This window comes from Bacillus sp. IT-79MI2 (assembly GCF_949768135.1).
Classification (GTDB): Bacteria; Bacillota; Bacilli; order Bacillales; family Bacillaceae_G; genus Bacillus_A; species Bacillus_A pseudomycoides.
Window position 1 is genome coordinate 77,237 of sequence record NZ_CATKPV010000051.1, and the last position, 26,056, is coordinate 103,292.

The window sequence follows — 26,056 nt, forward strand, 5'->3', positions numbered from 1 at the left end:
TATCGAAATATATGTGCGGGATGCTTGTATATATTCGCATAGTAGATGCTTTTTTCTATAAGTAAAAGAAGACTATGTTATAATAAAAGAACAAAACTATATAAAAAGTATATAAGGAGGGTTTATGGAAAAAAAACAACATAGAAAAGAAAGTATTATTCACCTATTGTATCGTTTAGTTATGATTGTCTTTGGTGCAACGTGTGCGGCGGTTGCTATTGAACTGTTTTTAATGCCAAATAAAATCATTGATGGTGGTATTATCGGTATTTCCCTCATACTAGATTATCTTACTCCAAACATTTGGTGGTTAAGTTTCTCTACTTTAGTTGTCATCCTCAATTTACCGTTTATGTATTCCGGGTATAAACAAATCGGGAAAACTTTTATGTTATCTTCTGCTTTTGCAATCGTCGCTTTAGCATTTATTGAGTCAACATTACATTCTTTCAAGCCTTTTACGACGGAACCGATTTTGGCAACCGTTTTTGGTGGTCTTATTTTAGGGATTGGTGTAGGGATTGTTATTAGGCATGGTGGTTCATTAGATGGAACGGAAATTATGGGGATTTTATTAACGAAAAAATTACCGTTTTCTGTTGGTGAATTTGTTATGTTTGTGAACTTATTTATTTTTGCTTGGGCAGCATTTGTGTTTGGTGTCGAACAGGCAATGTATTCTGTTATGACATACTATATCGCATTTAAAACAATTGATACGGTTATTCAAGGGTTGGATGAGACAAAGGCAGTACTGATTGTATCAGATCAGTATGAAGAAGTATCAAATGCCATCTTACACCGCCTTGGTCGTGGAACAACGAAACTCGTTGCTAAAGGTGGTTATACAGATAAAGAGAAAGAAGTAATTTATGCAGTTGTTACACGTCTTGAGGTAACAAAATTAAAATCAATTGTTCATGAAATTGATGAAAATGCCTTTATTACAATTATGAGTACGCAAGAGACAAATGGTGGTAAATTTAAATCCGCTATTCATTAAAAGTACGTGTTCAAAAAAGAAGATAAAGAAAGCCAATCAGTTCCAAAGTATGAAGAAATGTGAAAGCAATCTTTGCCGTAATTTTTGAATATCCTTAAAAAGCAGAGAGATTTTCTCTGCTTTTTTGTTATAATAATAAGGTTGTCCGAAATAAAGAATATATTTTTGGGCAGATTGGTTTACAACTATAATAAGTTATACTATAATTCAAATAGAGGTAAATCGGAATCATTCTGAATTAAAATAGGTGAGATGCTATGAAGAATATGTTGGAAATAGAAGGACTAACATTTCGGTATGAAGATCGAAATGTATTAGAAGATATTAATTTGCAAGTTCCTAAGGGAGCTTTTTTAGGTTTGGTTGGACCGAATGGATCTGGTAAATCGACCCTATTAAAGTGTATATTAGGTGTTTTGAAGCCGAAGAAAGGGAGTATTCGGTTATTTGGTATTGATAGCAAGAAGTTTAAAGCGTGGAATAAAATTGGCTATGTTTCACAAAAGGCTAACAGCTTTAACTCTGGTTTTCCAGCAACTGTCTTTGAAGTTGTTTCAATGGGGCTTGTTTCAAAAAAAGGCCTATTTCGTTTCTTGAAGAAAGAAGATAAAGAAAAGGTTACAAAGGCAATCGCAGATGTAGGAATGAGTGAATTTCAAAATCGTAACATCGGAGAGCTTTCCGGTGGACAACAGCAACGTGTGTTTATTGCACGCGCGCTTGTAAGTAATCCAGAATTACTAATTTTGGACGAGCCTACAGTGGGGATTGATGTAAAGAGTGTAGAGAGCTTTTATGAGATACTAGAAGATTTAAATAAAAAACTAGGTATCACATTGATTCTGGTTACACACGATATGGGAGCTGTAACAGAGAAGGTGACGCATGTTGCATGTTTAAATCAGCATTTGCATTTCCATGGAAATGTTGAGAAATTCCGAGAGTTAGAAGATGCAGAAATGTCGATTTTATATGGACATCATGTTCATCGTTTAGAACATGATCATGAGCATCACGGGAGGATATAATGATACAGGATTTTTTACAATATGATTTTTTACGCAATTCTTTATACGCTGGTATTTTAATAGGGCTTGTTGCCCCGTTAATCGGTGTATTTGTTGTCATTCGTCGCATGTCACTGATTGCAGATGCTTTAAGTCATGTGACATTATCAGGGATTGCCGCAAGTTTGTTACTAGAAAAAACGATTTTTACAGGTGGTTTTTTAAATCCGTTATATATGGGAATGATTTTTTCGATAGGTGGAGCACTATTAATTGAAAAATTACGTACTGTATATAAGCATTACCAAGAATTAGCGATTCCGATTATTCTTTCAGCAGGGATGGGAATCGGAGTTGTTTTTATTTCACTTGCGAATGGATTTAATACGGATTTATTTAGTTACTTATTTGGTAGCGTGAGTGCTGTAACAAGCACGGATTTAATTCTTATTGGTATTGTAGCAATCGTAGTTATTGCAATAATTGTTTTATTATATAAAGAGTTATTTTTATTATCATTTGACGAGGAATATGCTGTATCAACAGGTCTTCGTACTAAATGGATTCACTTTATTTTTATTATTTTAGTTGCGCTTGTCATTGCAGTATCAATGCGTGTTGTTGGGGTTCTTCTCGTATCATCCCTAATGACGTTACCAGTTGCCGCAAGTATCCGCATCGCAAAAGGATTTAAACAAACAATTTTCTTTTCCATTTTATTTGGTGAAATTTCCGTGATAGGTGGGCTGTTTGCTTCTTATCAACTTGATTTAGCTCCAGGTGGTACAATTGTTATGCTAGCGGTTCTTATTTTAATCGGTGCAATCTTATGGAAGAAGAAAAAAACTGCATAAAGTAGGGATAGTTATGAATCTGACTGAAGCTTTACGTCTTATGAAAGAAAAAGGCTATAAACACACTGGAAAAAGGGAAGAAATGTTACGTTTATTTGCGGTTCATAATCGTTATTTAACCGCAAAAGACGTTTTAGAGCATATGAAGGATGATTACCCAGGACTAAGTTTTGATACAATCTATCGTAATTTAACGGTATTTGCTGAAATTGGTGTTTTGGAGCAAACAGAATTAAATGGAGAAAAGCATTTTCGTTTTACATGTTCAATTATGGAACATCATCATCACTTCATTTGCTTGGATTGTGGTGGTACGAAAGAAATTACTTCCTGTCCAATGGATTTTATGAATAAAGATTTTAAAGGATACGAAGTAACAGGGCATAAGTTTGAAATATATGGGCGTTGCCCGAAGTGTGCAAAGTAAAAGCTTGTCAGCGTAAAGACTGACAAGCTTTTATTTGTAGTTATAAAACGGCTGCTGGTGACATCCAGGCAGCCGTTTTTATTATTGCTCTTGTTTTTCTTTTTCTTGATTTGCAGCCATTTCAGCAGCAATTACATCAATTTCTTTTTTGAGTTCTTCTACCATTGTTTCTTCTGGTACTTTGCGAACGACTTTTCCTTTACGGAATAATAAACCTTCTCCACGTGCACCGGCAATACCGATATCAGCTTCACGAGCTTCACCGGGTCCGTTTACAGCACATCCAAGTACAGCAACTTTGATTGGTACTTTCAGCGTAGAAATATATTCTTCTACTTCATTTGCAATACTGATAAGGTCAATTTCAATACGACCGCAAGTTGGACAAGAAATAAGTGTTGCAGCATTCGATGCAAGACCGAATGATTTTAAAAGTTCACGAGCAACTTTTACTTCTTCAACAGGATCAGCACTTAATGAAATACGAAGTGTATTTCCGAGACCTTTACTTAAGATTGCTCCAAGACCAGCAGCACTTTTTACCGTTCCAGCAAATAGTGTTCCAGATTCTGTAATGCCTAAATGTAATGGATAATCAAAGGCACGAGCTGCTTTCTCATAAGCTTCGATTGCTAAGTTAACATCAGAGGCTTTCATGGATACGATGATATCGTGGAAATCTAAATCCTCTAAAATTTTAATATGATGCAGTGCGCTTTCAACCATACCATCTGCAGTAGGATAGCCGTACTTTTCTAAAATATGGCGCTCTAATGAACCAGCATTTACACCAATACGAATTGGAATACCGCGTTCTTTTGCAGCAGTTACAACAGCTTCTACTTTATGGCGACGCCCAATGTTTCCTGGATTGATACGTACTTTATCAATGCCGCCTTCAATTGCTTTTAAAGCAAGACGATAATCAAAGTGAATATCAGCAACAAGTGGGATGTTAATTTGTTTTTTAATATCAGCAATAGCATTTGCTGCGCGTTCGTCTGGAACAGCAACGCGGACAATTTGACAACCCGCTTCTTCTAAACGTTTAATTTCAGCAACTGTAGCTTCTACATCATGCGTTTTTGTTGTTGTCATACTTTGTATAATTAATTCATTATTACCGCCAATTGTTAAATTACCGACTTTAACAGGACGTGTTTTTGTACGATGAGTCATTTCATTCACGAATAGATCGCTCTCCTTATAAAAGAAGTTTCTTATTTTGTTGCCTCATATCAAATATAGTATATGTGATATGGAGCGATAGAAACCTATATGCTCGGTTTCACTTTTACTATTGTATCAGCGCCTTTATGTAATTGACAAGGATTAAGTGATGGTTCATTGATATAGCGGAAATTTGTAAGATTTTCCAATCTGAATTTTTGTAGAAGATGTATTTTTATTTAATTGTTTAAAATCATCGATTACTTTTTCAATAGAAGGAACTTTTTTCTTGTTAATCGCTTCTGTAATGGATAAAACAGTATCTCCTGTTTTTACTTCAATCGCTTTATATTGTGCATCCGTTTCTTTTTTGGATTTTGTATCAACATTTTCTTTTTTTACAGTTTGGGCAGCTGATGGTTTTTTGTATGAACTTAACATTGGCAAAGTACCAATTTTTATATCGTAATAAAACACGTAACCGAGAACAAGCACAAGTAAGAGTGTACCAAGTCTTTTCATATTCCTCACTCCTTTGTTAGGAAATATATGCTTGTCCAAAAAAAAAATGCCAAAATGGCATTTTTTATAGTTCGTGTTTTTCTTTAGGTTTTGGTATTTCTTTAATGGTTAAGTACAGAACAATTAAAATGATTGCAGTGTATAAAAGGAATGACCATGGTACATTTATTTTTAATAAATCCATAATCATAAATAAAATTGTTGGAATTGTATAGCTGTAAGCTGTTAATGTCCAAATTTGTGTGTAAGATAACTTCCGCTGATCGCTCATTGCAGAACCAATAAAGGCTAAAATTGTTACCCCTAGGAATGAAATGAATAATTGGAACAAGTAAATGCCTATTCCTACAACAAGCATGAGAATAGGATAAATGCTATCAATGGCTGATATAATATCTTTAATATCTTTTTTCTCAAATGTAAAAGTTTTTGGGATTGTTGCAATTAAACACAATAACGTGATATACAGAATCGTTTTCCCGATTTTTTGAAAACGAAAAAGTGCCATGTCTTTTGGCGAATATAAACTTTTTACTAGCTGCATAAATACGGACATCTATTCACTTCCTTTGCTATATGTATGATAGATTGATGCATAAAATTATTGTAACGTACGAATCTAGAGAACCACAAGTTATATCGTGTGAAGTAAGATTGATACCCCAGTAAGTGGGAGCTATAAAGGAATTTTTGCTATATCAATATAAATTGAAACCTTGACATAAAACCTTTCTTTTAGGTAGGAGAGGGCAACTGGCTATGCATAGAAGCGATCAGATCCTTTTTCCTGTCCCGTCCGATGGTAAAACAAAGAGAGAAAACAAGTGCAGGTCACTTTTTGTTTTGCGTAGTGGGGGATTATTATATATCGAAAAAACAAAATGGATTTATATAATTATTCGCTTGCAGTAAGGTATTTTTTAAGATTTGAAAATAAAAAAGATAGACTTCAGTAAATGTAAAATAGACGAGAGCTCACCATCATTGAGAAATGAGGAAAAGTTTACTGATGGAAGTTTGACTTTAAGAAAAGTAAAAATACAATTGACACTTTTCTTTTTTATATGGTAAATTTATCTTACATTTCTTAATCGATATATCTCGCAGTGACTCAACCATGTAATCATACAGTTTTCAGCTTGTATGAAAGTTCTGTGGAGACTTGGTGGTGTGATTTAAATTTCAGCCACCGATATATACATAATTCTGGACCCTTAGCTCAGCTGGTTAGAGCAGACGGCTCATAACCGTCCGGTCGTAGGTTCGAGTCCTACAGGGTCCATATCCATTTCACATGTTCATCATGTAGACGGGAAGCTTCCTTGTAGAAGGAAGCTTTTTTTACGAAATATATGAGCATTTTATTTGAAAAGAAATGGGGATTTTGCTACGTTAATGATAGCAAGACAATGTGATTTAATTTGTTTTCACCCTATGGCAATTAGGGTAAAATGAAGTTGTATGCCAAGTCATTTTGGCAATACATAAACTGGGAGGAATGTAACAATGGCAAAACATGAATTACCAAATTTACCTTATGCGTATGATGCTTTAGAACCTCACTTTGATAAAGAAACAATGAACATCCATCATACAAAACACCACAACACTTACGTAACAAATTTAAACGCTGCGCTAGAAGGTCATGCAGAACTAGCTGACAAAAGTGTTGAAGAATTAGTTGCAAACTTAAATGAAGTACCAGAAGCAATTCGTACTGCAGTACGCAACAACGGTGGCGGACATGCGAACCATACTTTCTTCTGGACAATTCTATCTCCAAATGGTGGTGGACAACCAGTAGGTGAACTTGCAGCTGCAATTGAAGCGAAATTCGGTAGCTTTGATGCATTCAAAACAGAGTTCGCAAAAGCTGGTGCAACTCGCTTCGGTTCTGGTTGGGCTTGGTTAGTAGTAAACAATGGTGAGCTAGAAGTAACAAGCACTCCAAACCAAGATTCACCTTTAACAGAAGGTAAAACTCCAGTTATCGGTTTAGATGTTTGGGAGCATGCTTACTACTTACATTACCAAAACCGTCGTCCTGACTACATCGGTGCATTCTGGAACGTTGTAGACTGGAACGCAGCTGAAAAACGTTACCAAGAAGCTAAATAATATCGCTTGTTCCGTTTTAGGTAAGTCGATATTGAAGAAGCTAGGGGGATATTCTCCTAGCTTTTTTTGTATGCTTTCTTTTACATAATTGTGCTCGTCTTTGGAAGACTAGAACATGAAGTAAAGGAGAGTTATGTATGAAGTGGAAACATGTAATTGGCGATGTCGAGGTGAATCGTGATTTAATATTGTTACTTGTTATGGGGGGGTTATACACGCTCGCAATTTCTTTATCCAACACGTTTGTTAACATTTATTTATGGAAACAAACACAAAACTATGTGAATCTTGGTTTGTATAATTTAGCAAGCGTTGTATTGCAGCCACTAACATTTCTTTTTGCAGGAAAATTGGCAAAACGGATAGATCGTGCTATTTTACTGCGAATCGGTGTGGGAACATTAGCTGCTTTTTTTATTGTTGTTTTACTCGCAGGAACGCATGCTTCACATTACATTTTATTACTTGGTGGTCTTCTTGGAATTGGATACGGTTTTTATTGGCTTGCATTTAATCTGTTGACATTTGAGATTACGGAACCGGAAACACGTGATTTTTTTAACGGTTTTCTTGGTCTTCTAACATCCTTTTCTGGAATGATTGGGCCAATAGCAGCGGGATATACGATTTCACGTATGGAGAAATGGAGCGGTTATACAGTTATCTTTTTTCTTTCATTAACTTTATTTGCAATTGCTGTTGTCATAAGCTTCTTTTTATCGAAAAGAGAATGTGAGGGGCGCTATGAAATTGTTCAAGTTTTGAAAGAACGTAAGGTTGATAAAAACTGGGGAAGGATTACACGCGCACACTTTTTTCAAGGATTAAGGGAAGGGACGTTTATTTTTGTTATTTCTGTATATGTCTATTTGGCATCAGGGAGCGAATTTGCACTAGGGAAGTATAGTTTAGTCAATTCCGCTGTTTCATTTGTATGCTATTACTTGGTTGCGCGTATGTTAAAAAAGGAGTGGAGAAAAAAGGCGATTTTACTTGGTGGAATTATTTTGTATGTCGTTGTATTTTTAGTTATTTTTCATGTTACATATGTAAAATTACTCATTTATGCAGCATGTATTGCAATAGCTTATCCGATTTTACTTGTTCCGTACGGATCGATGACATACGATGTAATCGGAAGAGCAAAGCAGGCGAGAGAATGGCGGGTCGAGTATATTGTTGTTCGAGAATTATGGTTAAACAGCGGAAGAATTTGTTCGATTTTAAGTTTTTTATGTGCAGTATCATTTTTCCAGCCAGAAAAAAGCTTACCTGTTCTATTATGTATTCTTGGAGCTGGACATTTACTTATTTATTTTGCTGTTAGAAATGTCAAATACGGGGAAGGGAATCCAAATAAACCAAGGATTCCAGCACCTGAAACAACACAAAATCATACCGAACGAGAAGGTTAACTTCTTCTGGATTTTATGCTAGAATAAAAAGACATGTAAAACAGCAGTGAGGACACCTGTAATAAGGTGTCCCTTTCCTATTACATAGCTGTTGGTAGAGGGGGTTCGTATGAGTAAAAAGAAGAAAAAAAAGAAAACCCACGTTCCGTTTCGGCTTAACGTGTTGTTTTTTTGTGTGTTTTTAATGTTTTCAGCGATCATTGTAAAGCTTGGAATGGTACAAATTGTACATGGTGAGGACTATAAAAATGAAGTTGAAAAAAAGGAAAACTCAACAGTAAGTAATCCAGTTCCACGCGGAAAGATCTTTGATAGATATGGTCGTGCGGTTGTGGATAATAACCCAGTTCGTACCATTACGTTTACAAGACTGAAGGGTTCAACTTCGGAAGAGCGTTTAGAAACAGCGAAAAAACTGGCGAAGCTAATTGAAGTATCACCAGATAAATTAACAGAACGTGATAAAAAAGATTATTGGCTTTCTTTACATGAAAAAGAGGCAAAGGAAAAGATTACAAAAAAAGACCAAGCTGAATTTAAAGCAAAGAAAATTGATGATAAAGAAATGGCAGAGCGTCAGCGTAATCGCGTGACAGAGGCAGAAATAAATCAATTAACACCCGAAGATTTAGAAATACTTGCAATTAAGAGTAAAATGGATGGCGGATATGCAATGACACCGCAAATCATAAAAAAAGATGTAACACCAGAAGAATATGCAATCATTAGTGAAAATTTAGCATTGTTGCCAGGTGTAGATACGACAGTTGATTGGGATCGTAAATACACTTATGATGATATGTTCCGTAGTGTACTTGGTGGTGTAACAAGCTCAGATGAAGGGTTGCCAAGAGAACGACTAGATTATTTTCTTGTTCGAGATTATAACCGTAACGACCGCGTTGGTAAAAGTTATATTGAACAACAGTACGAGGATACGCTTCATGGTACAAAAGCAGAAGTGAGAAATATTACAGATAAAGACGGGAATATTTTAGAAACAATAAACGTTTCTAAAGGACAACGAGGAAACGATTTGAATTTAACAATTGATATGGAACTGCAAAAACGTGTAGAAGATATTCTCACGAAGAATTTAAAGCAATATAAAGGTGCAGAACCACTTTTAGATCGTGCGTTTGTTGTGATGATGAATCCGAAAAATGGTGAAGTTTTATCTATGGCTGGAAAACAGCTTGTAGAAGAAAATGGAACAACAGAGGTAAAAGACTATGCATTAGGAACAATGACAAGTGCGTATCCTATGGGCTCAACTGTAAAAGGGGCTACGGTGTTAACAGGATATCAAACAGGAGCAATTACGCCTGGAACAGTACTAGTGGATGAACCAATTCAACTAAAAGGTACACCAGTAAAAGCTTCTTGGAAAACGATGGGCAGCATTAACGACCTTACCGCTTTGAAAATGTCTTCTAACGTATATATGTTTAAAACAGCTATGAATATTGCTGGAGTGCCATATGTTAGAGGTGGTACATTAGATATTAAGAAAAAGGCATTCGATGATATGCGTTATTATTTTGGACAGTTTGGGCTTGGCGTGAAAACAGGAATTGACTTACCAAACGAAATATCTGGTCAGAGAGGTTCAGGTCTTCAACCAGGTTTCTTATTAGACTTAGCAATCGGACAGTATGATACGTATACACCGCTTCAACTTGTACAGTATGTTTCTACAATTGCAAATGGCGGCTATCGTATGCAACCGCAAATCGTAAAAGAAATTCGTCAACCAACATCTAAGCCAGGTGAAGTTGGGAAAGTGATTCAATCGATGGAACCAAAAGTATTAAATCGCATTGATATGCCTGAAGATCAAATCCAGCGAGTGCAAGAAGGATTTAGACAAGTGTTTAATGATTCAGGTGGTACAGGTACAAAATACTTTACAGGTGCAAAATATACAGCTGCCGGAAAAACAGGAACAGCACAAACGTTTTATGGTGGCAATAAAGATATTGGAAGAAATGCAAAAGGTGAACCGGTACCAACTTATAACTTAACGTTAGTAGGATATGCGCCGCTTGATAATCCAGAAGTTGCATTCTCTGTTGTTGTTCCATGGGTACACGATGATAAGTCTGGAATTAACGGAAATATCGGTCGTGAAATTATGGATGCTTACTTTGACTTGAAAAAACAAGAAGTAACAGGTGAAGCACCAAAAGATGAAAAAGGTAAAAAAGGAAAAGAAGAATAAAAATATGTGAATTTGGCACACTATCTTAAAAGATAGTGTGCTTTTTTTTGTATTTTATGCATAGGTTTTAGTAATTGTGGACGAGCATATCCCATACGCGAAATAGGGGGTTGAAAAAGTGAACTCTCTCATAGTATGACCGGTCATATATTTACTTTTGAGAAAAGAAGTGAAAATGAGAAAGAAGTATCGTATTCCTCCACATTATGTTGAACTTTACAAAACTTTTACAAATTATTAAAACCGAATTAATAGTTGGGTATTATTCTTATATCTGTAATCCTGTTACTCCGGGATACTTCTAGGAGGAGCTACACGTGAAATGGACAAAAAAATCTATCAAGATTTTAGCAATATCGACATGTTTCATTTTTTTATATGTGTCTACTCCATCCGCTGCTAATGATGTGAGGGAAGTGAGAATTGATGGATCCTCAACCGTTTTTCCAATTATGGAAGCTATAGCGGAAGAGTACACAAAAAAAGAACCACGTGTGAAAATTTCTATTAGTATATCTGGGACAGGAGGAGGGTTTCATCGTTTTGGCAAAGGCGAAGTAGATATTAATAATGCATCGCGCCAGGTGAAACAAGTAGAAGAAAATTTTATGAAGGAAAATTCCATCCAGTTTACACCATTTGAAATTGCTTATGATGGCCTCACAATCATTGTGAATCGTCAAAATACATGGGCTGATAATATGACAATAGAAGAATTACGTCTATTATGGAGCGAAGATGGGAGAACGAAACGATGGTCACATATTCATCCGAAATGGCCGCACGAAAAGGTGCAATTTTATGCGCCAGGTGTTGATTCCGGTACGTATGATTATTTTCAAAGTGTTGTCTTGCGAAACAATCGTCTTGCAAAAACAGTTGCTTTATCTGAAGATGATCAAGTCATTATGCAAGGGGTAATGAATGATAAAAATGCAATTGCATTTGTGGGATATGCGTACTATATGGCGAATCGGGATAAGGTAAAAGCCGTAAAAATAAATGGTGTACCACCAACGAAAGCAAACATTCAATCTGGTATTTATAAGCCATTGTCTAGGCCGCTATTTGCTTATGTAAACCATGCTTCGATTCGAAATAAAAGCAGTGTGGCAGAGTATGTGGTGTTTATGATGCAACATGCGGGCGGACTTGCTGAAGAAGTCGGATATGTTAAATTACCACAAAAGAAATATAGTGAACAGCTGCGAATGTTAACAGAAATAAAAAGATAATGTCAGGATGGGAAGGGGTTTTCATCTTTGGCTCGAAATGACAAAAGTCAATTTACATTTTCTGTGCAACATTTGATTGAAAGAAATACAATCAAAAGAAAAAAAACGCAGCGAATCAATCGAATGGTTCCGTTACTATTAAAGGCAATTGCTAGCGTATCTATTATAACAACAATCGGTATTGTTATTACGCTAGCGAATGAAACAATTATGTTTTTTCGTGAAATATCAATGTATTCTTTTTTTACTGAAAAAGAATGGTTACCATTTTTTGAAGAGCCTAAGTTTGGGATACTTCCTCTTATATGTGGGACCTTACTTGTAACAACAATCGCTATGATAGTAGCTATTCCAATTGGATTAGGATGTGCCGTATTTTTAAATGAATATGCTTCACACTTTGTTAGAAAAGTGTTAAAGCCCATTTTAGAACTACTAGCAGGTATTCCTACAATTGTATATGGATTTTTTGCTTTAACGATTGTCACACCGGCCTTGCAGCGTGTCATTCCGGATTTACAGTTCTTTAATGCAATCAGTCCAGGCATTGTTATAGGAATTATGATGGTTCCAACAATCGCTTCTCTTTCTGAAGATGCAATGGGAGCTGTATCTAAAGGAATAAAAGAGGCTTCACTTGGGCTAGGTGCAACGCGTTTTGAAACTGTACGAAAGGTTGTGTTTCCAGCTGCATTTACCGGTATTATGGCTGCAATCCTATTAGCGGCTTCACGTGCGATTGGTGAAACGATGATTGTTGTCATTGCAGGAGGTTCAACGCCCAATGTATCTATAGATCCGACGCACTCCATTCAAACGTTAACGGCTTATATTGTGCAAGTAAGCTTAGGTGATGCCCCCCATGGAACGATCGCATACTATAGCATGTACGCTGTAGGCGCGACGTTACTTATGTTTACATTCATGATGAATATGATTTCGCAGCAGATTATGTACCGTTTTAGAAAGGCGATATAAGATGCGAATGCTGAATCATAAGAGAATAAAAGAAAATATGGCATCTCGTTTTTGGAAGGATCAAATATATAAGTCTATTTCCTATATGGCAATGCTATTTTCTATTTGTATACTAATTTTATTACTTTATCAAATTTTTGAAAAAGGTGTAGGTTATCTTTCAATAGATTTTTTTATGAACTTTGCTTCACGTAATCCAAAGCAAGCTGGTATTGTCGCTGCATTGTCAGGAACAATTTTATTTATGAGTATAGTAGTGCCAGTTTCCTTTGTATTTGGAGTAGGTACAGCTCTTTATTTAGAACATTATGCAAAGCACTCTGTATTCACAAGGATCATAGAATTAAATATTCAAACATTAGCGGGTGTGCCATCTGTTGTGTTTGGATTGCTTGGTTTAACAATTTTTGTATACGGTCTTCATTTAGGGGAGAGTATAGCAACAGCAGCGTTTACGATGAGTCTTCTTGTATTACCAACAGTTGTTGTATCGAGTCAAGAAGCGATTCGTATGGTGCCGGCTTCTCTGTTAGAAGCTTCGTATGGCATTGGTGCTACAAAATGGCAAACAATGTATCAGATTGTATTGCCAACTGCCTTGCCAGGAATTTTAACGGGATGTGTTTTGGCTTTATCGAGGGCAATCGGGGAAGCGGCACCATTATTAGTCATTGGGGCACTTGCTTTTGCTAATTATATTCCACTTAACATGTTTGATAGATTCACAGTTTTACCGATTCAAATTTTTAATTGGATGAGTAGACCGCAAGAGGAATTTCAGCATGTAGCAGCAGCCGGTATGATCGTTTTATTAGGATTGTTGCTCATTATAAATGTGGTTGTCTTATGGTTAAGAAATCGTAAGTAGTGGATGAAAGGGGAATTCAAAATGGTAGCAACAGTAGTAAATGTACAGGTGAAAAATGAAGAGAAAATTGAGTCAGCAACGAAGAAGGTTGTATTCGATACAAAAAATTTAAACTTATGGTATGGAGAAGATCATGCATTAAAAGATGTTAATTTAAGTATTCATGAGAATGAAGTAACAGCAATTATTGGACCGAGTGGTTGCGGAAAATCAACATATTTAAAAACGTTAAACCGTATGGTAGAGCTAGTACCTATCGTTCGCACAACGGGAGTAATTGAATATCGAGATCGAAATATTTTTGATAAGTCATATCCTGTTGAGGAATTACGTACGCATGTTGGAATGGTGTTCCAAAAGCCAAATCCATTTCCGAAATCTATCTATGAGAATGTTGCTTATGGTCCAAAGATTCATGGTATTCGTGATAAGAAGACACTTGATGCAATTGTTGAAAAAAGTTTACGTGGTGCAGCGATTTGGGATGAATTAAAAGATCGATTACACGATAATGCATATGGTTTATCTGGTGGACAACAACAGCGTTTATGTATCGCGCGTTGTTTAGCGATTGAACCGGATGTAATCTTAATGGATGAACCGACATCAGCATTGGATCCGATTTCTACATTGAAAGTTGAAGAGTTGATTCAAGAGCTAAAGAAAGATTTTAGTATTGTAATTGTGACGCATAATATGCAACAAGCGGCACGTATCTCTGATAAAACAGCGTTCTTCCTAAGCGGTGAAGTTGTTGAATATACAGATACAAACAAATTATTCACTACTCCTACAGATAAACGAACAGAAGATTATATCACGGGACGATTTGGTTAATGTTTTTGGGAGTAAAAGCCCCTTTATAAGGGGTTTTTATCACTTTATCAAAAATCAAGTAAGAAAACTCCCCACTCAAGGACTATGCTCAGCACAGTCCTTGAGTGGGGAGCTGGATTGCTAGTAACCGCATTCTTGAACGCTTTGTACAATATATTAAAAAGGTGGTTCCAAAGGCGTTTGCCAATGAAATAGAGGGGCATCAGGTCTCCACTCGTGTTACGCATCTGTTAGAGGAGACACATGAGAAACCCCCACTTCAAGATCCAAAGGAGCTAAGTGGTGGGAGTTTTCATATATGTAACAGCTAAAGGGGGAAACAACATGGTAAGGGAGCAATTTCATTATGATTTACACACATTGCAGCAAAAGGTAATTGAACTTGGAGAATTGGCAAGAGAAGCCCTTTCTTGTTCTATGGAAGGGCTTCAGAAGAAAGATGTAGAAAAAGCGCTAGAAGTCATTGATGGTGATTACCGTATGGATAATTTAGAAGAAGAAATTAATGACCTTGCACTTATGCTAATTACAAAACAGCAACCTGTTGCAAGCGATCTGCGAAGAATTTTTGTTTCGATTAAGACAGCAACAGATTTAGAACGTATTGCAGATCATGCCGTAAATATTGCTAAATCAACAATTCGGCTCGGAGAAAAAGATGTATCTGTTAGCTTGCATAGTCTAGAACAAATGTTTACGATTGCCATGGATATGTTAAATTTATCGTTAGAAGCATATCAAGAAGAAAATTTAACTTCTGCAAAACAAATTGCGGAAATGGATGATTCTGTTGACGAAATATATGGGAGAGCGATTCGTGAATTTATTTCCTCTATCCCTGAACATCCTGAAGCAATTACGCAAATTACACAATTATCTTTTATTGCACGTTACATTGAGCGTGTAGCAGATCACATTACGAATATTGCCGAGAATGTTTTTTACTTGGTGAAAGGAAAACATTATTTATTAAATGAATAGGAAAAAATGTTAGCAAGTGATGGAATATCACTTGCTTTTTTAGTCAAAACATGACAAAAAAAGCTCGTTGTCTTGTCCTCTCTATGATGATAAGATGTATCATAATATGATATGGAATAATATAGGAAGCGATTGTTTATCCTGTAAAAAACTCGATTGGTGAAGGTGAACACTCAGTGAAGGACAAGGAAAAACGCCACTGATTAAAATTTCATTTTATTAAGCTATAAAGTAAGCGCTTACTGATGTGATTCAGTGAAGTGAAAAGGTTAATTTCTACATAAGTGACATACATATGATATACAAGGTCGTTCAACATTATAAACGTGGAGGATGAATGTATATGAAGGGGGTTATTTTAGCTGGAGGAAAAGGAAGGCGTCTTAGACCGTTAACATGTAATCTTCCAAAGCCAATGTTACCATTACTTGAAAAACCAGTTATAGAATATAATATTGAGTTACTAAGGCAGCATGGTATTCATGAGATTGCAATTACAGTTCAATATATGAGTACGGCAATTAGGCGATATTTTGGTGATGGAAGTAAATGGGGAGTGAAGTTGCAATATTTCGAAGATTCACCACCGCTTGGTACGGCAGGAAGCATTAAACAAGCAGAAGCGTTTTTAGATGAGCCATTTGTTGTAATTAGTGGAGATGCATTGACGGATTTTAATTTATCAAAAGGAATTGAATTCCATCAATGCAGGAATAGACTGGTCACAATGTTTGTGAAGGAAGTGGAAAACCCACTATCATTTGGTTCAGTCGTTATGAATAGAGAGCATGAAATTATACGTTACATGGAAAAACCGAGTTGGAACGAAGTGATTTCAAATATTGTAAATACAGGCATTTATATTATGGACCCCGAAATTTTTTCTTATATTTCATCAGCGCAGTTTTTTGATTTTAGTCACCATGTCTTTCCTTTGCTGGAAAATAAAAAAGCACTCTTTGGATATGTAGCGCAAGGATACTGGTTAGATATTGGCACATTAGATCAATATCGGCAGGCTCATTTTGACTTACTTACAAAGAAAGTACAGGTACCCATTTCTTATACGGAAGTACTACCGATGGTTTGGATGGGAGAAGGGGTAACGATTGAAAAGGGAACAAAAATTCACGGTCCATCTTTTATCGGAGAAGGAGCGTTCATCGGAGCAGGGGTAATAATTGAGCCATATTCAATTATCGGTAAGTGCAGCACAATATTAGATCATACGCATGTTCAAAAAAGTATTGTTCTTGCCCATACGTATGTAGGAAAACGCTGTGAGCTATTAGAAGCGACCGTTGGAGAAAATGCGATGATTAAAGATGATGTAACTTTATTTGAGAAAAGTGTGGTAGCAGACCGTTGCCAGATTGGAAAAAATACAGTGATACAACACAATGGGAAAATATGGCCTAATAAAGTTGTTGATAGTCATTCTATTATTGCCTCGTCAGGAATTACTGAAAATGAAAAAAACTCAGGTTGGCTGCAAAAAAGCCGGGTAGTAGGTAGGGGCAATATAGAAATGACACCTCAAGTTGTTGTAAAAATAGCAATGGCATATGGCTCTCTTTTTTCAAAAGGGGAGCGTATATTGATAGGGGGATATGATGATGTAAAACTTGATATTTTTAAAAAGCTATTTCTACATGCAATTCATAGTGTTGGCTTGTATACGATGGAATGTCAAGAAATGAACGATTCGGCCTTTCGGTATGCGATCAATGAACTCGAATGTGCAGGGGGCATTTTTATTCGCTTTGAACAAGAAGAAGGAATTGTCATTCAACTATATGGTAAGGAAGGCATAAGGTTATCGTATAAACAGCAAAAAGAAATGGAACACTTGTATATGTCAGAAGCATTTCATTATGTATATGATAAAGACATAGGACGAAATGAAACGGTACATGTTTGTTTAGAGAAATATGTTGAATCTTTATTAGCGTATTTGGATATCGAAACGATACAAAAGCAAACATTTCACCTTCTTATTAATAAAAGAGATGAAATGTTTCAGTTCCTACTCATATCCTTCTTGCGAAAACTAGGTTGCACAATTACATGGGTTTATGCTAATGAGCAAAAAGAACATGTTAAATTGTTAATGAAATCAAGTAGAGCTCATATGGCTCTTATGTTTTATGAACAAGGAAATGAATTTGAATTATATGATAATCATGGTGGGATTTACCAAAGTGCAAATTGTGAAGAAATCGATGTTCCTGATTTATTACTTGAGACGACAGAGAGTGTTTATCCATTATCGTTAAAATTAGGAGAGTGCTATCTTCTTTTTTATATGTATGGTGAACAAAGTAAGTTTCAGATGAGATGGCAGCAAGATATTTTATATCGGATTGGAAAATTATTTGAACTAATTGCTCGGCAAGGAAATACTTTGTCGACGATGTTAGAGCAATCACCACCCCTTTACTTATTATGTGATGAAGTTGTTTGCTCGTGGAAAGAGAAAGGGAAAGTAATGGGAATGTTATTGCAGGATATGGAAAAAAGAGAAGTCGAAGTATTAGAGGGAATCCAATTTAAATATACAGAAAAAGAGTGGTCTTATATTGTTTCTGATGCAAAACATCCTAAATTTCTTGTATATTCACACGCGAGAAACCCAGTAATAGCAAAGGAAAATATGAAAACTCTTATAGAAAAAATTAGACAATATCAAAAGGTGTAGAATTTTTATTTTAAAAGTGGTATTATAGTATAGTCTGATTTAAGTTATTAGTGACTGGAGGGAAATAAGAATGCGTGTGAATATTACTCTAGCATGTACAGAATGCGGAGATCGTAACTATATCTCAAAGAAAAATAAACGTAACAACACGGAGCGCCTTGAGCTTAAAAAGTATTGCAAGCGTGACAAGAAGTCTACGTTACACCGTGAAACAAAGTAAGCAGTAGGAAATTTCCTACTGTTTCTTTTTTTTTACTATGGTTATAACCCTTATTGAAAAGTGATGATACATGAAAAAAATGATAGACTGTTTACAAGAACGTAATTCATTTTTGCGATTAATAATTATAAAGTAAGTAAAGGATCACTTTATAGGGGGAAAAGCGTGTGAAAGAGGAGAAGGTACGTTTACGTAAGAAAATAGTAGAGCAAATGAATTTTTTATCGAAAGAACAGCACAAAACTTTATCAGAACAAATTGTATTTTCTTTATATGAACAAAAAGAGTGGAGAGAAGCGAAAACAATCGGAATTACTCTTTCGATGGAACATGAAGTGAATACATATGTAATTATTGAACAAGCATGGCGAGAAGGAAAAAAAGTTGTTGTACCAAAGTGTAATAGAGAGACAAGAACAATGATCTTTCGTCAAATTACAAATTTTGATCAATTAGAAACAGTATATATGAGCTTGCGTGAACCAATTCCTGCGCTAACAGTAGAAACAGAGGCAAATGAAATTGATCTTCTGTTTGTACCCGGAGTTGCGTATACAAGACGAGGGGAACGTATTGGGTACGGCGGTGGTTATTATGATCGTTATCTGCTGCAGTATGAAGGGAAAACGTTATCATTAGCTTTTGATTTTCAAATTGTAAGTTATATTCCAATAGAGTCGTTTGATCAAAATGTACAAAAAATTATTACAGAAAAAGAAACAATTCTTCAAAATGGACTTGTATAGACAAATAAAAATTGACGAGACTTTTTCTTGTTGATTATAATAAAATATGTGAACGTTTTCTTATTATATTTCCATAATAAGTGGACATAGAGGGTGATGAAATGATATCAATTTATGATATTCAGCAATTGCTAAAAAAATTTGGAACAATCATTTATACAGGTGATCGAATCGCTGATTTACAATTAATGCAAGATGAATTGCGTGAATTAAATCAATCACAGTTGATTGAGCCAAAAGACTATCAAACAGCTTTATTTTTATTGAAACAAGAGATTCAAAAAGAGATGAGCAAGAATTAGATAAAGGTAGGTTAGCAAAAATGGAAGAAAAGTGGTTAGTTGGTGTTGACCTTGGCGGGACAACGATTAAATTAGCATTTATTAATGTATATGGTGAAATTTTACATAAGTGGGAAATCCCAACGAATGCAAGTGAGCAAGGCAAACATATTACATTAGATGTAGCGAAAGCAATTGATAAAAAGTTAGAAGAACTAGGAGAATTAAAGAGCAAGCTAATTGGTATTGGTATGGGCGCTCCTGGACCTGTTCATGTCGCTTCTGGTATGATTTATGAAGCTGTTAATTTAGGGTGGGAAAACTATCCATTAAAAGATTTATTAGAAGTAGAAACAGGCTTACCTGTTGTGGTTGATAATGATGCAAACTTAGCTGCGCTTGGTGAAATGTGGAAAGGTGCTGGTGAAGGAGCAAAAGATCTAGTTTGTATGACGCTTGGAACTGGTGTTGGCGGCGGTGTAATTGCAAATGGTGAGATTGTGCACGGTGTAAGTGGTGCTGCTGGTGAAATCGGACATATTACAGTCGTAACAGAAAATGGATTTCCTTGTAACTGCGGGAAATCTGGCTGTCTAGAAACAGTAGCTTCAGCAACGGGTATTGTACGTGTTGCTATGCAAAAATTACAAGATACAGATGAACCAAGCATACTTCACTCTATGTTAGAAGAAGAGGGACGTATTACATCTAAAGATGTATTTGAAGCGCTTGAACAAGGTGACGCTTTAGCGGAACAAGTTGTAGAAAAAGTAGCTTCTTATTTAGGGTTAGCTGTAGCAAATCTTTCTAGTACGTTAAATCCAGAAAAGATTGTAATTGGCGGTGGTGTATCTAAAGCTGGCGATGCATTGTTACAACCAATTCAGCGCTATTTTGCACAATATGCATTTTCTCGTGCTGTTAAGAGCACGAAGCTAGCAATTGCAACGCTTGGGAATGATGCTGGTGTAATTGGTGGAGCTTGGCTTGTGAAGAAGCATAAATATGAAGTTATGAAGTAAAAAGAATAGAATCAGTCAGGGCGAATCGGAATTAAGGTGAGACTACTGGTATTTGTAAAATAATGAAAAGAGGAAGGGAGATCCCTTCCTCTTTTCATTATGAAAAATCTTGATGGGAAATAGAACTGTAAGTGAATTAATGAGTTGGTGGGTACCCGCTATAAAGGACAGTCATGACTGTAAACCAACCAAAAACAAGTACAGTTGCAACAGCAAAACCGCCTGCTAGTAAATTTTTTTCACGTAACGTTCTAAGGGTTGCGAATACAGCTAACAGAGTGACTAGCGCAAAAATGATAACAAGACCCATATATAATCCCCCTCTGCTCTCTCATTCTTTCGTTTGAGTTTTTGCAATATTTCTTCTTTTTTATTGTACATGTTTTAGAAATGATTGTCGAGATAGCATCGTTTCTTTTCCTAAGGGGAAGAAATGTTGTATCATAAAAGTAAGTTCAATAACTGGAGGAGATTTAAAAATGGAATGGATACAAATGCCATTAGGACCATTACAAACAAATGCATATATTTTAAGTAATGATCAAAAAGAATGTATTATTTTTGATCCAGGTAGTGAAGGAGAGAAGCTTGTAACGTATTTACAAGAAGAACAATTAAAGCCGCTGGCTGTTTTATTAACACATGCTCATTTCGATCATATTGGTGCAGTTGATGCTGTGAGAGATGCTTTTCATATCCCAGTATATGTACATAAAGAAGAAGTGGATTGGTTAGGAGATGCGACTGTAAATGGTTCGCAAATTTTTATGATGAATCGAAGCATTACAGCGAAACCCGCTGATCAAATTATTGAAGGCGAAGGAATGTTAACGATTGGATCCTTTACATTTGAAATGTTTGAGACGCCAGGGCATTCTCCAGGCAGTATTTCATATTATTGCAAAGAGGCAAATGCTGTATTTTCAGGAGATGTATTATTCCAAATGAGTATTGGTCGAACAGATTTACCAGGTGGAAGTTTTGCAGAATTAATTGGAAGCATTGAAGAAAAATTATTTGTACTGCCAGATGACACAGCAGTATTATGTGGACATGGTCCAGAAACAAATATTGGTTCCGAAAAAGAAAATAATCCGTTTTTACAATAAGGAGCTATATGGGGATGGAGCTCGTTTTAAGAAAATGGATGGAAAAAGAAAAGGATTATTCGATTTCATATAGTACATATATGAACCTTGCACTGTATGATGAGGAGTACGGATATTATATGAAAGAACGTGAAAAAATCGGAAGAAATGGTGACTTTTTTACGAGTAGTAATATTTCTTCGGTATTTGCAAGGACGTTCGCTCGTTTTTTTATTCGACTTGTCCAAAATGGAGAGATCCCCCCGAATGTTTGTGAAATTGGAGGGGGAACAGGGAGATTTGCTTATGATGTTTTACAGGAATGGAAACAGTTATCTCCAGTAACCTATGCAGAGTTACGATATTCTATTATTGAAGTGAGTCCTTTTCATAGAAGGTTGCAAAAACGTCAACTTGGTTCATTTCAAAATATTTCGCAGTACAAGTCCTATAAGGAATTAGGGGAGTCTTTTACAGGAATCGTTTTTTCAAACGAATTGTTTGATGCATTTCCTGTTGAAGTGATAGAGAAGCGAGCTGGTATTTTGTATGAAGTTCGTATTACGTATACGGAGCAGCGGGAACTTACAGAAGTATTGCGGCCGTTAGAACAAGAAGTAATACGATGCTATTTACGAAGACATAAGATTGAGCTTTATGAAGGACAGCGCTTTGAAGTACCAATAGCAATGGAAACCTATTTACAAGAGATTATAGGATGGCTCAAGGAAGGCTTATTCATCACGGTTGATTATGGGTATACAAGAGCGGAGTGGATGCATCCTGCGCATCATGAAGGGAGTCTAAGGGGGTATTATGACCATAGGCTCATTCAGAATCCTCTGAAGTATCCAGGTGAAATGGATATTACAGCGCATATTCATTGGGATGAATTGAAGAAAATAGGAGAAGAAAGCAGTCTTCATACAGTGTGGCATACAAAACAAAGGGGGTTTTTACTTGCGGCAGGTATATTAGAACAACTTGCTAGTCATCAAGATTCCGATCCTTTTTCTGAGAAACAGAAACAAAATCGAGCGGTTCGTTCCATGATTTTACATGGGGGAATAAGCGATGCTTTTGATGTTGTTATGCAAAAAAAAGGAATGCCACATTTTGATTTAAAGCATTATTTACATATATAGAAAAAAACAAGACACAGAATGATTCTGCGTCTTGTTTTTTGATACGACTTTAGGATATGTAGTATTGTATATTTTCTCTCATGATATATATTTATATTAAAGATATGAGATAGAAAATATAGAATACGCCCTTTTTGTTTGGTTACCCCTAACCTAGTAATACACGAACAAGTTGGATAATTGTTTCATTTTCTACTTTGTAGTAAATTTCCAATCCTTTTCTTTCACTAGAAACGATTTTAGCGCTTTTTAATTTCGCTAAATGTTGCGAAATTGTGGATTGTGGCATATTTAATCCTGTGTACATTGTCGAAACATTGCTTGGACCGCGTTCGATCAATCCCTTTACAATACATAAACGAACAGGGTGAGCAAGAACTTTCAGTAATTCTGCATTATTTTCGTATAGTTCTAATTCCTTTTGAAAGGTTTCTAACATGTTTTTTCCACCTCCATGCGAGCTGTTATACCCATACTATACATACCAAAAATCTAAAGAAAAGAAAATAGTTGTTGCAGAAAAAATGTTCTAAAGTAAAGAAATTGTAAGAAAAGAGAACATGATGTAAATAACTTTGCAAAATTTGTACGTTTGTAACACAGTATTTTTTGTTAAGAATCGTGAATATACAGATACATTTGTAACACAATTTTATCATGATTTTTTTATTCTTTCAATTAATATACGAAATTTTAAAAATAATAAGAAAAAAGGATTTTATATGTTTCTATAGAATATAATCTTGGATGAAAAGAAGGTAGACAACGGAAGTAAATTAAATATGAAGATGGTTCTTATGGAGAGGATATATTAATGGCTTATTATCTTCAATAGAGGGACTTTGCCTAAGTGCATATGATGAGTTTATGGTGGTCTATCCTTTTTTATTATGTGAAACATTTTATTTCTGTATCAGATGGGAATTTTCTCATGCATTCACAGGTTCCTCTACAAAAGAAAGCGCATTTTCAAAATCGGTAATTAAATCATCTACATTTTCAAGGCCAACTGATAAACGGAGCAATGAATTAGAAATACCTCTTTCATCGCGTGCTTTTTGTGATAATGCTGCATGTGACATTTTTGCAGGATAGGAGAGGATGGATTCCACAGCTCCTAAACTTACTGCAAATACAGGAAGTTTGACTTGTGATAAAAATTTTCGCAAAGCATCTTCAGATTGTAACGTGAAAGATAAAACAGCACCGGCAGATTGTGCTTGTGAGTGTTGTATGTCATAGCCAAGGTGTGATTCTAATCCAGGGTAATACACATTCTGAATTTTCGAGTGTTTTTGTAAATAAAGAGCAATTTTATTCGCGTTTGTTGCTGAGTGTTCGAGACGTACGTGTAATGTTTTCAGACCGCGAAGAACGAGAGAGCAATCTTGTGGGCCTAATATAGCGCCAAATGCATTTTGCAGGAAGCCGAGTTTTTTAGCAAGTTCCTCATCTTTTACAACTGCTAATCCAGCTGTAACATCACTATGACCAGCAATAAACTTTGTCGCACTATGGAGAACCACATCTGCTCCAAGTTCGAGTGGTTTTTGGAATAGTGGTGTTAAAAATGTGTTATCAACAAAAGTAAGAGCTCCAGTAGATTTCGCTAATTCGCAAACAGTACGAATGTCGGTTACTTTTAATAATGGATTGGAGGGTGTTTCAATGTAAAAGACTTTTGTATTCGGTCTAATGTTTTGTTTTACTGCCTCTACATTTGTCATATCAACAAATGTATGTGAAACACCGTAACGAGACAGAACCTCTGTTACAATGCGATATGTTCCCCCGTATACATCTTCTGAAATGAGAACATGATCGCCTTGTGAGAGAAGGAGGAAGGCAGTAGAAATCGCTGCAATTCCAGATGCGAAGGCAAATCCTTTTGTTCCCCCTTCTAATAAAGCGATTATGTCTTCAAGTGCTTCACGTGTTGGATTCCCAGAGCGACTGTAGTCGTATTTTCCAAAGGCATCTACATCAAATTGATGAAATGTTGATGTATTATAAATGGGAACGTTAACAGCTCCTGTTTGTGAATCATGTTTATATTGGTTATGAAGTAAGAGTGTATCTAACGAATAACTCATATTCTTACACCTTCTTTTATATGTTTAATAGCTTGCTTTAAGTCTTGAATTAAATCATCCCCGTTTTCAATGCCAACGGAAAAACGGAGAAGACGATTACATACCCCGCGTGCTGTACGCACTGCTTCCGGGATATCTGCATGTGTTTGTGTTGCTGGATATGTCATTAAACTTTCAACCCCGCCAAGACTTTCTGCAAATGTAATTAACGATAAAGATTGTAAGAAAGGATTTACCCATTTTTCATCGCGAAGACGAAACGAAATCATGCCGCCCCTTCCTGGATAAAAAACATCGGTTACACCATTCTCCTCATTTAAATAAGAAACGATTTTCTTTGCGTTTTCTTCATGTTGATTCATACGAAGAGCCAATGTTTTCATACCACGAATTAATAACCACGAATCAAATGGACTTAATACAGCACCAGAAGCGTTATGATAGTGGGCAAGTGCTTCGCAAAGTGTCTGACCTTTTGCAACGACAAGGCCGCTTAGTACATCGTTATGTCCACCTAAATACTTTGTTGCGCTGTGAAGGACAATATCTGCGCCTTCTGTTAATGGTTGTTGTATATAAGGAGTGTAGAAAGTATTATCGACAATTAGAAGTAGGCCGTGCCGTTTTGCGACAGTTGCGACAGCTGCAATATCAGTGACTTGCATTAATGGATTGGTCGGTGTTTCGATAAAAATAGCCTTTGTTTGAGAAGTGACAGCTTGTTCTATTTGTTTAATAGATTGTGTATCTACGTATCTACATCGAATATTCCACTTTTCCTCATGTTCCGAAAATAAGCGGTAGGTCCCTCCGTATAAATCTTCTGATACGATAAGTTCATCTCCAGAACGGAATAAGGAAAGAATAAGAAGAACAGCTGCCATTCCAGAACTACAGGCATAGCCTTGTTCACCTTCTTCTAAATCAGCAATTGCGCGTTCTAAAAGACCACGTGTTGGATTTCCTGTTCGTGAATAATCAAAGCCTGTTGATTTTCCAATTCCTTCATGACGATAAGCTGTTGAAAAGTAAACAGGGGGATTAACTGTTCCTGTTGTAGTTTCGCTTCGATTTCCGATTTGTGCTAGTTTTGTTTCGATTGTTGACATGTGAAATTCCTCCTTTAT

The 26,056-nt window shown here is 36.0% G+C and carries 26 protein-coding genes and 1 tRNA gene; 20 read left to right on the forward strand and 7 right to left on the reverse strand.

The window, feature by feature from the left end:
- Positions 1–124: 124 nt before the first annotated feature.
- The 4 genes from ACM6HU_RS07095 (at position 125) to ACM6HU_RS07110 (ending at position 3,291) form a co-directional block, all read left to right on the forward strand.
- Positions 125–1,003, forward strand: a complete 879-nt coding sequence (locus ACM6HU_RS07095; protein WP_016116351.1) for a YitT family protein — start codon at positions 125–127, stop codon at positions 1,001–1,003.
- A gap of 257 nt (positions 1,004–1,260) precedes the next feature.
- On the forward strand, positions 1,261–2,031 hold the full coding sequence (locus ACM6HU_RS07100) for a metal ABC transporter ATP-binding protein (protein WP_414848089.1): 771 nt from the start codon (positions 1,261–1,263) through the stop codon (positions 2,029–2,031).
- On the forward strand, positions 2,031–2,864 hold the full coding sequence (locus tag ACM6HU_RS07105) for a metal ABC transporter permease (protein ID WP_016116350.1): 834 nt from the start codon (positions 2,031–2,033) through the stop codon (positions 2,862–2,864). Before ACM6HU_RS07100 ends, ACM6HU_RS07105 begins: the two co-directional genes overlap by 1 nt.
- 13 nt (positions 2,865–2,877) lie before the next feature.
- On the forward strand, positions 2,878–3,291 hold the full coding sequence (locus tag ACM6HU_RS07110; protein ID WP_016116349.1) for a Fur family transcriptional regulator: 414 nt from the start codon (positions 2,878–2,880) through the stop codon (positions 3,289–3,291).
- An 81-nt stretch (positions 3,292–3,372) separates the two neighbouring features.
- On the opposite strand, the gene ispG is transcribed toward ACM6HU_RS07110, so the two are convergent.
- From ispG to ACM6HU_RS07125, 3 genes are all read right to left on the reverse strand, one after another.
- Positions 3,373–4,470, reverse strand: a complete 1,098-nt coding sequence (gene ispG / locus ACM6HU_RS07115) for a flavodoxin-dependent (E)-4-hydroxy-3-methylbut-2-enyl-diphosphate synthase (protein ID WP_170927917.1) — start codon at positions 4,468–4,470, stop codon at positions 3,373–3,375.
- 165 nt (positions 4,471–4,635) lie between these two features.
- Positions 4,636–4,983: a hypothetical protein gene (locus ACM6HU_RS07120; RefSeq protein ID WP_016116347.1), complete on the reverse strand. Its 348-nt coding sequence runs from the start codon at positions 4,981–4,983 to the stop codon at positions 4,636–4,638.
- Between the two features lie 64 nt (positions 4,984–5,047).
- Positions 5,048–5,539: a DUF1189 family protein gene (locus ACM6HU_RS07125; protein WP_016116346.1), complete on the reverse strand. Its 492-nt coding sequence runs from the start codon at positions 5,537–5,539 to the stop codon at positions 5,048–5,050.
- A 652-nt stretch (positions 5,540–6,191) separates the two neighbouring features.
- Here ACM6HU_RS07125 and ACM6HU_RS07130 point away from each other — a divergent pair.
- The 14 genes from ACM6HU_RS07130 to glcK all read left to right on the forward strand — a co-directional run bounded on the left by ACM6HU_RS07130 (position 6,192) and on the right by glcK (position 20,603).
- A tRNA-Ile gene (locus ACM6HU_RS07130) sits at positions 6,192–6,265 on the forward strand.
- Positions 6,266–6,489: 224 nt separating this feature from the next.
- Positions 6,490–7,101: a superoxide dismutase [Mn] gene (sodA, locus tag ACM6HU_RS07135; RefSeq protein WP_016116345.1), complete on the forward strand. Its 612-nt coding sequence runs from the start codon at positions 6,490–6,492 to the stop codon at positions 7,099–7,101.
- A gap of 137 nt (positions 7,102–7,238) precedes the next feature.
- Complete coding sequence (locus ACM6HU_RS07140; protein ID WP_016132035.1) at positions 7,239–8,516, forward strand: MFS transporter; 1,278 nt, start codon at positions 7,239–7,241, stop codon at positions 8,514–8,516.
- Between the two features lie 109 nt (positions 8,517–8,625).
- The gene (locus tag ACM6HU_RS07145) at positions 8,626–10,737 is read left to right on the forward strand and encodes a peptidoglycan D,D-transpeptidase FtsI family protein (RefSeq protein WP_414848090.1); all 2,112 of its coding nucleotides are present in this window, start codon (positions 8,626–8,628) and stop codon (positions 10,735–10,737) included.
- A 317-nt stretch (positions 10,738–11,054) separates the two neighbouring features.
- Positions 11,055–11,972: a PstS family phosphate ABC transporter substrate-binding protein gene (locus ACM6HU_RS07150; RefSeq protein ID WP_016116342.1), complete on the forward strand. Its 918-nt coding sequence runs from the start codon at positions 11,055–11,057 to the stop codon at positions 11,970–11,972.
- 27 nt (positions 11,973–11,999) lie between these two features.
- Positions 12,000–12,950, forward strand: a complete 951-nt coding sequence (gene pstC / locus ACM6HU_RS07155; protein ID WP_016116341.1) for a phosphate ABC transporter permease subunit PstC — start codon at positions 12,000–12,002, stop codon at positions 12,948–12,950.
- 1 nt (position 12,951) lies between these two features.
- Positions 12,952–13,818 (forward strand): phosphate ABC transporter permease PstA, encoded by an 867-nt coding sequence (gene pstA, locus ACM6HU_RS07160; RefSeq protein ID WP_016116340.1) that lies wholly within the window; start codon positions 12,952–12,954, stop codon positions 13,816–13,818.
- A 21-nt stretch (positions 13,819–13,839) separates the two neighbouring features.
- Positions 13,840–14,655, forward strand: a complete 816-nt coding sequence (gene pstB / locus ACM6HU_RS07165) for a phosphate ABC transporter ATP-binding protein (protein WP_016116339.1) — start codon at positions 13,840–13,842, stop codon at positions 14,653–14,655.
- A gap of 324 nt (positions 14,656–14,979) precedes the next feature.
- A complete protein-coding gene (gene phoU / locus ACM6HU_RS07170; protein ID WP_016116338.1) occupies positions 14,980–15,636 on the forward strand; it encodes a phosphate signaling complex protein PhoU in 657 nt (218 codons plus the stop codon).
- A 343-nt stretch (positions 15,637–15,979) separates the two neighbouring features.
- Positions 15,980–18,334, forward strand: coding sequence for a sugar phosphate nucleotidyltransferase (locus ACM6HU_RS07175; RefSeq protein ID WP_016116337.1), 2,355 nt, complete (start codon positions 15,980–15,982; stop codon positions 18,332–18,334).
- Positions 18,335–18,404: 70 nt separating this feature from the next.
- On the forward strand, positions 18,405–18,554 hold the full coding sequence (gene rpmG / locus ACM6HU_RS07180) for a 50S ribosomal protein L33 (protein ID WP_001265618.1): 150 nt from the start codon (positions 18,405–18,407) through the stop codon (positions 18,552–18,554).
- 167 nt (positions 18,555–18,721) lie between these two features.
- Positions 18,722–19,300, forward strand: a complete 579-nt coding sequence (locus tag ACM6HU_RS07185) for a 5-formyltetrahydrofolate cyclo-ligase (RefSeq protein WP_016116336.1) — start codon at positions 18,722–18,724, stop codon at positions 19,298–19,300.
- A 101-nt stretch (positions 19,301–19,401) separates the two neighbouring features.
- Positions 19,402–19,602 (forward strand): YqgQ family protein, encoded by a 201-nt coding sequence (locus tag ACM6HU_RS07190; protein ID WP_016116335.1) that lies wholly within the window; start codon positions 19,402–19,404, stop codon positions 19,600–19,602.
- A 20-nt stretch (positions 19,603–19,622) separates the two neighbouring features.
- Positions 19,623–20,603, forward strand: a complete 981-nt coding sequence (gene glcK, locus ACM6HU_RS07195; protein WP_016116334.1) for a glucokinase — start codon at positions 19,623–19,625, stop codon at positions 20,601–20,603.
- A 136-nt stretch (positions 20,604–20,739) separates the two neighbouring features.
- Here glcK and ACM6HU_RS07200 read toward each other — a convergent pair whose 3' ends face one another.
- Positions 20,740–20,913 (reverse strand): DUF2759 domain-containing protein, encoded by a 174-nt coding sequence (locus tag ACM6HU_RS07200; RefSeq protein ID WP_016116333.1) that lies wholly within the window; start codon positions 20,911–20,913, stop codon positions 20,740–20,742.
- Between the two features lie 169 nt (positions 20,914–21,082).
- Here ACM6HU_RS07200 and ACM6HU_RS07205 point away from each other — a divergent pair, with 169 nt between their 5' ends.
- Together ACM6HU_RS07205 and ACM6HU_RS07210 are read left to right on the forward strand one after the other, a co-directional pair.
- Positions 21,083–21,712, forward strand: coding sequence for an MBL fold metallo-hydrolase (locus tag ACM6HU_RS07205; protein ID WP_016116332.1), 630 nt, complete (start codon positions 21,083–21,085; stop codon positions 21,710–21,712).
- An 8-nt stretch (positions 21,713–21,720) separates the two neighbouring features.
- On the forward strand, positions 21,721–22,836 hold the full coding sequence (locus ACM6HU_RS07210; RefSeq protein WP_088093666.1) for a class I SAM-dependent methyltransferase: 1,116 nt from the start codon (positions 21,721–21,723) through the stop codon (positions 22,834–22,836).
- A 148-nt stretch (positions 22,837–22,984) separates the two neighbouring features.
- On the opposite strand, the gene ACM6HU_RS07215 is transcribed toward ACM6HU_RS07210, so the two are convergent.
- From ACM6HU_RS07215 to ACM6HU_RS07225, 3 genes are all read right to left on the reverse strand, one after another.
- The gene (locus tag ACM6HU_RS07215; RefSeq protein WP_000894376.1) at positions 22,985–23,275 is read right to left on the reverse strand and encodes an ArsR/SmtB family transcription factor; all 291 of its coding nucleotides are present in this window, start codon (positions 23,273–23,275) and stop codon (positions 22,985–22,987) included.
- A gap of 490 nt (positions 23,276–23,765) precedes the next feature.
- Positions 23,766–24,929, reverse strand: coding sequence for a cystathionine beta-lyase (gene metC, locus ACM6HU_RS07220; protein WP_016133256.1), 1,164 nt, complete (start codon positions 24,927–24,929; stop codon positions 23,766–23,768).
- Positions 24,926–26,038 (reverse strand): methionine biosynthesis PLP-dependent protein, encoded by a 1,113-nt coding sequence (locus ACM6HU_RS07225; RefSeq protein ID WP_016116329.1) that lies wholly within the window; start codon positions 26,036–26,038, stop codon positions 24,926–24,928. The genes metC and ACM6HU_RS07225 overlap by 4 nt, the downstream gene beginning before the upstream one ends.
- Between the last annotated feature and the right edge of the window lie 18 nt (positions 26,039–26,056).

Coding starts and splice junctions, on each gene's coding strand:
- ACM6HU_RS07095 (WP_016116351.1), top strand. CDS start 125: ATGGAAAAAAAACAACATAGAAAAGAAAGTATTATTCACCTATTGTAT.
- ACM6HU_RS07100 (WP_414848089.1), top strand. CDS start 1,261: ATGAAGAATATGTTGGAAATAGAAGGACTAACATTTCGGTATGAAGAT.
- ACM6HU_RS07105 (WP_016116350.1), top strand. CDS start 2,031: ATGATACAGGATTTTTTACAATATGATTTTTTACGCAATTCTTTATAC.
- ACM6HU_RS07110 (WP_016116349.1), top strand. CDS start 2,878: ATGAATCTGACTGAAGCTTTACGTCTTATGAAAGAAAAAGGCTATAAA.
- ispG (WP_170927917.1), bottom strand. CDS start 4,470: ATGACTCATCGTACAAAAACACGTCCTGTTAAAGTCGGTAATTTAACA.
- ACM6HU_RS07120 (WP_016116347.1), bottom strand. CDS start 4,983: ATGAAAAGACTTGGTACACTCTTACTTGTGCTTGTTCTCGGTTACGTG.
- ACM6HU_RS07125 (WP_016116346.1), bottom strand. CDS start 5,539: ATGTCCGTATTTATGCAGCTAGTAAAAAGTTTATATTCGCCAAAAGAC.
- sodA (WP_016116345.1), top strand. CDS start 6,490: ATGGCAAAACATGAATTACCAAATTTACCTTATGCGTATGATGCTTTA.
- ACM6HU_RS07140 (WP_016132035.1), top strand. CDS start 7,239: ATGAAGTGGAAACATGTAATTGGCGATGTCGAGGTGAATCGTGATTTA.
- ACM6HU_RS07145 (WP_414848090.1), top strand. CDS start 8,626: ATGAGTAAAAAGAAGAAAAAAAAGAAAACCCACGTTCCGTTTCGGCTT.
- pstA (WP_016116340.1), top strand. CDS start 12,952: ATGCGAATGCTGAATCATAAGAGAATAAAAGAAAATATGGCATCTCGT.
- pstB (WP_016116339.1), top strand. CDS start 13,840: ATGGTAGCAACAGTAGTAAATGTACAGGTGAAAAATGAAGAGAAAATT.
- phoU (WP_016116338.1), top strand. CDS start 14,980: ATGGTAAGGGAGCAATTTCATTATGATTTACACACATTGCAGCAAAAG.
- ACM6HU_RS07175 (WP_016116337.1), top strand. CDS start 15,980: ATGAAGGGGGTTATTTTAGCTGGAGGAAAAGGAAGGCGTCTTAGACCG.
- rpmG (WP_001265618.1), top strand. CDS start 18,405: ATGCGTGTGAATATTACTCTAGCATGTACAGAATGCGGAGATCGTAAC.
- ACM6HU_RS07190 (WP_016116335.1), top strand. CDS start 19,402: ATGATATCAATTTATGATATTCAGCAATTGCTAAAAAAATTTGGAACA.
- glcK (WP_016116334.1), top strand. CDS start 19,623: ATGGAAGAAAAGTGGTTAGTTGGTGTTGACCTTGGCGGGACAACGATT.
- ACM6HU_RS07200 (WP_016116333.1), bottom strand. CDS start 20,913: ATGGGTCTTGTTATCATTTTTGCGCTAGTCACTCTGTTAGCTGTATTC.
- ACM6HU_RS07205 (WP_016116332.1), top strand. CDS start 21,083: ATGGAATGGATACAAATGCCATTAGGACCATTACAAACAAATGCATAT.
- ACM6HU_RS07210 (WP_088093666.1), top strand. CDS start 21,721: ATGGGGATGGAGCTCGTTTTAAGAAAATGGATGGAAAAAGAAAAGGAT.
- ACM6HU_RS07215 (WP_000894376.1), bottom strand. CDS start 23,275: ATGTTAGAAACCTTTCAAAAGGAATTAGAACTATACGAAAATAATGCA.
- metC (WP_016133256.1), bottom strand. CDS start 24,929: ATGAGTTATTCGTTAGATACACTCTTACTTCATAACCAATATAAACAT.
- ACM6HU_RS07225 (WP_016116329.1), bottom strand. CDS start 26,038: ATGTCAACAATCGAAACAAAACTAGCACAAATCGGAAATCGAAGCGAA.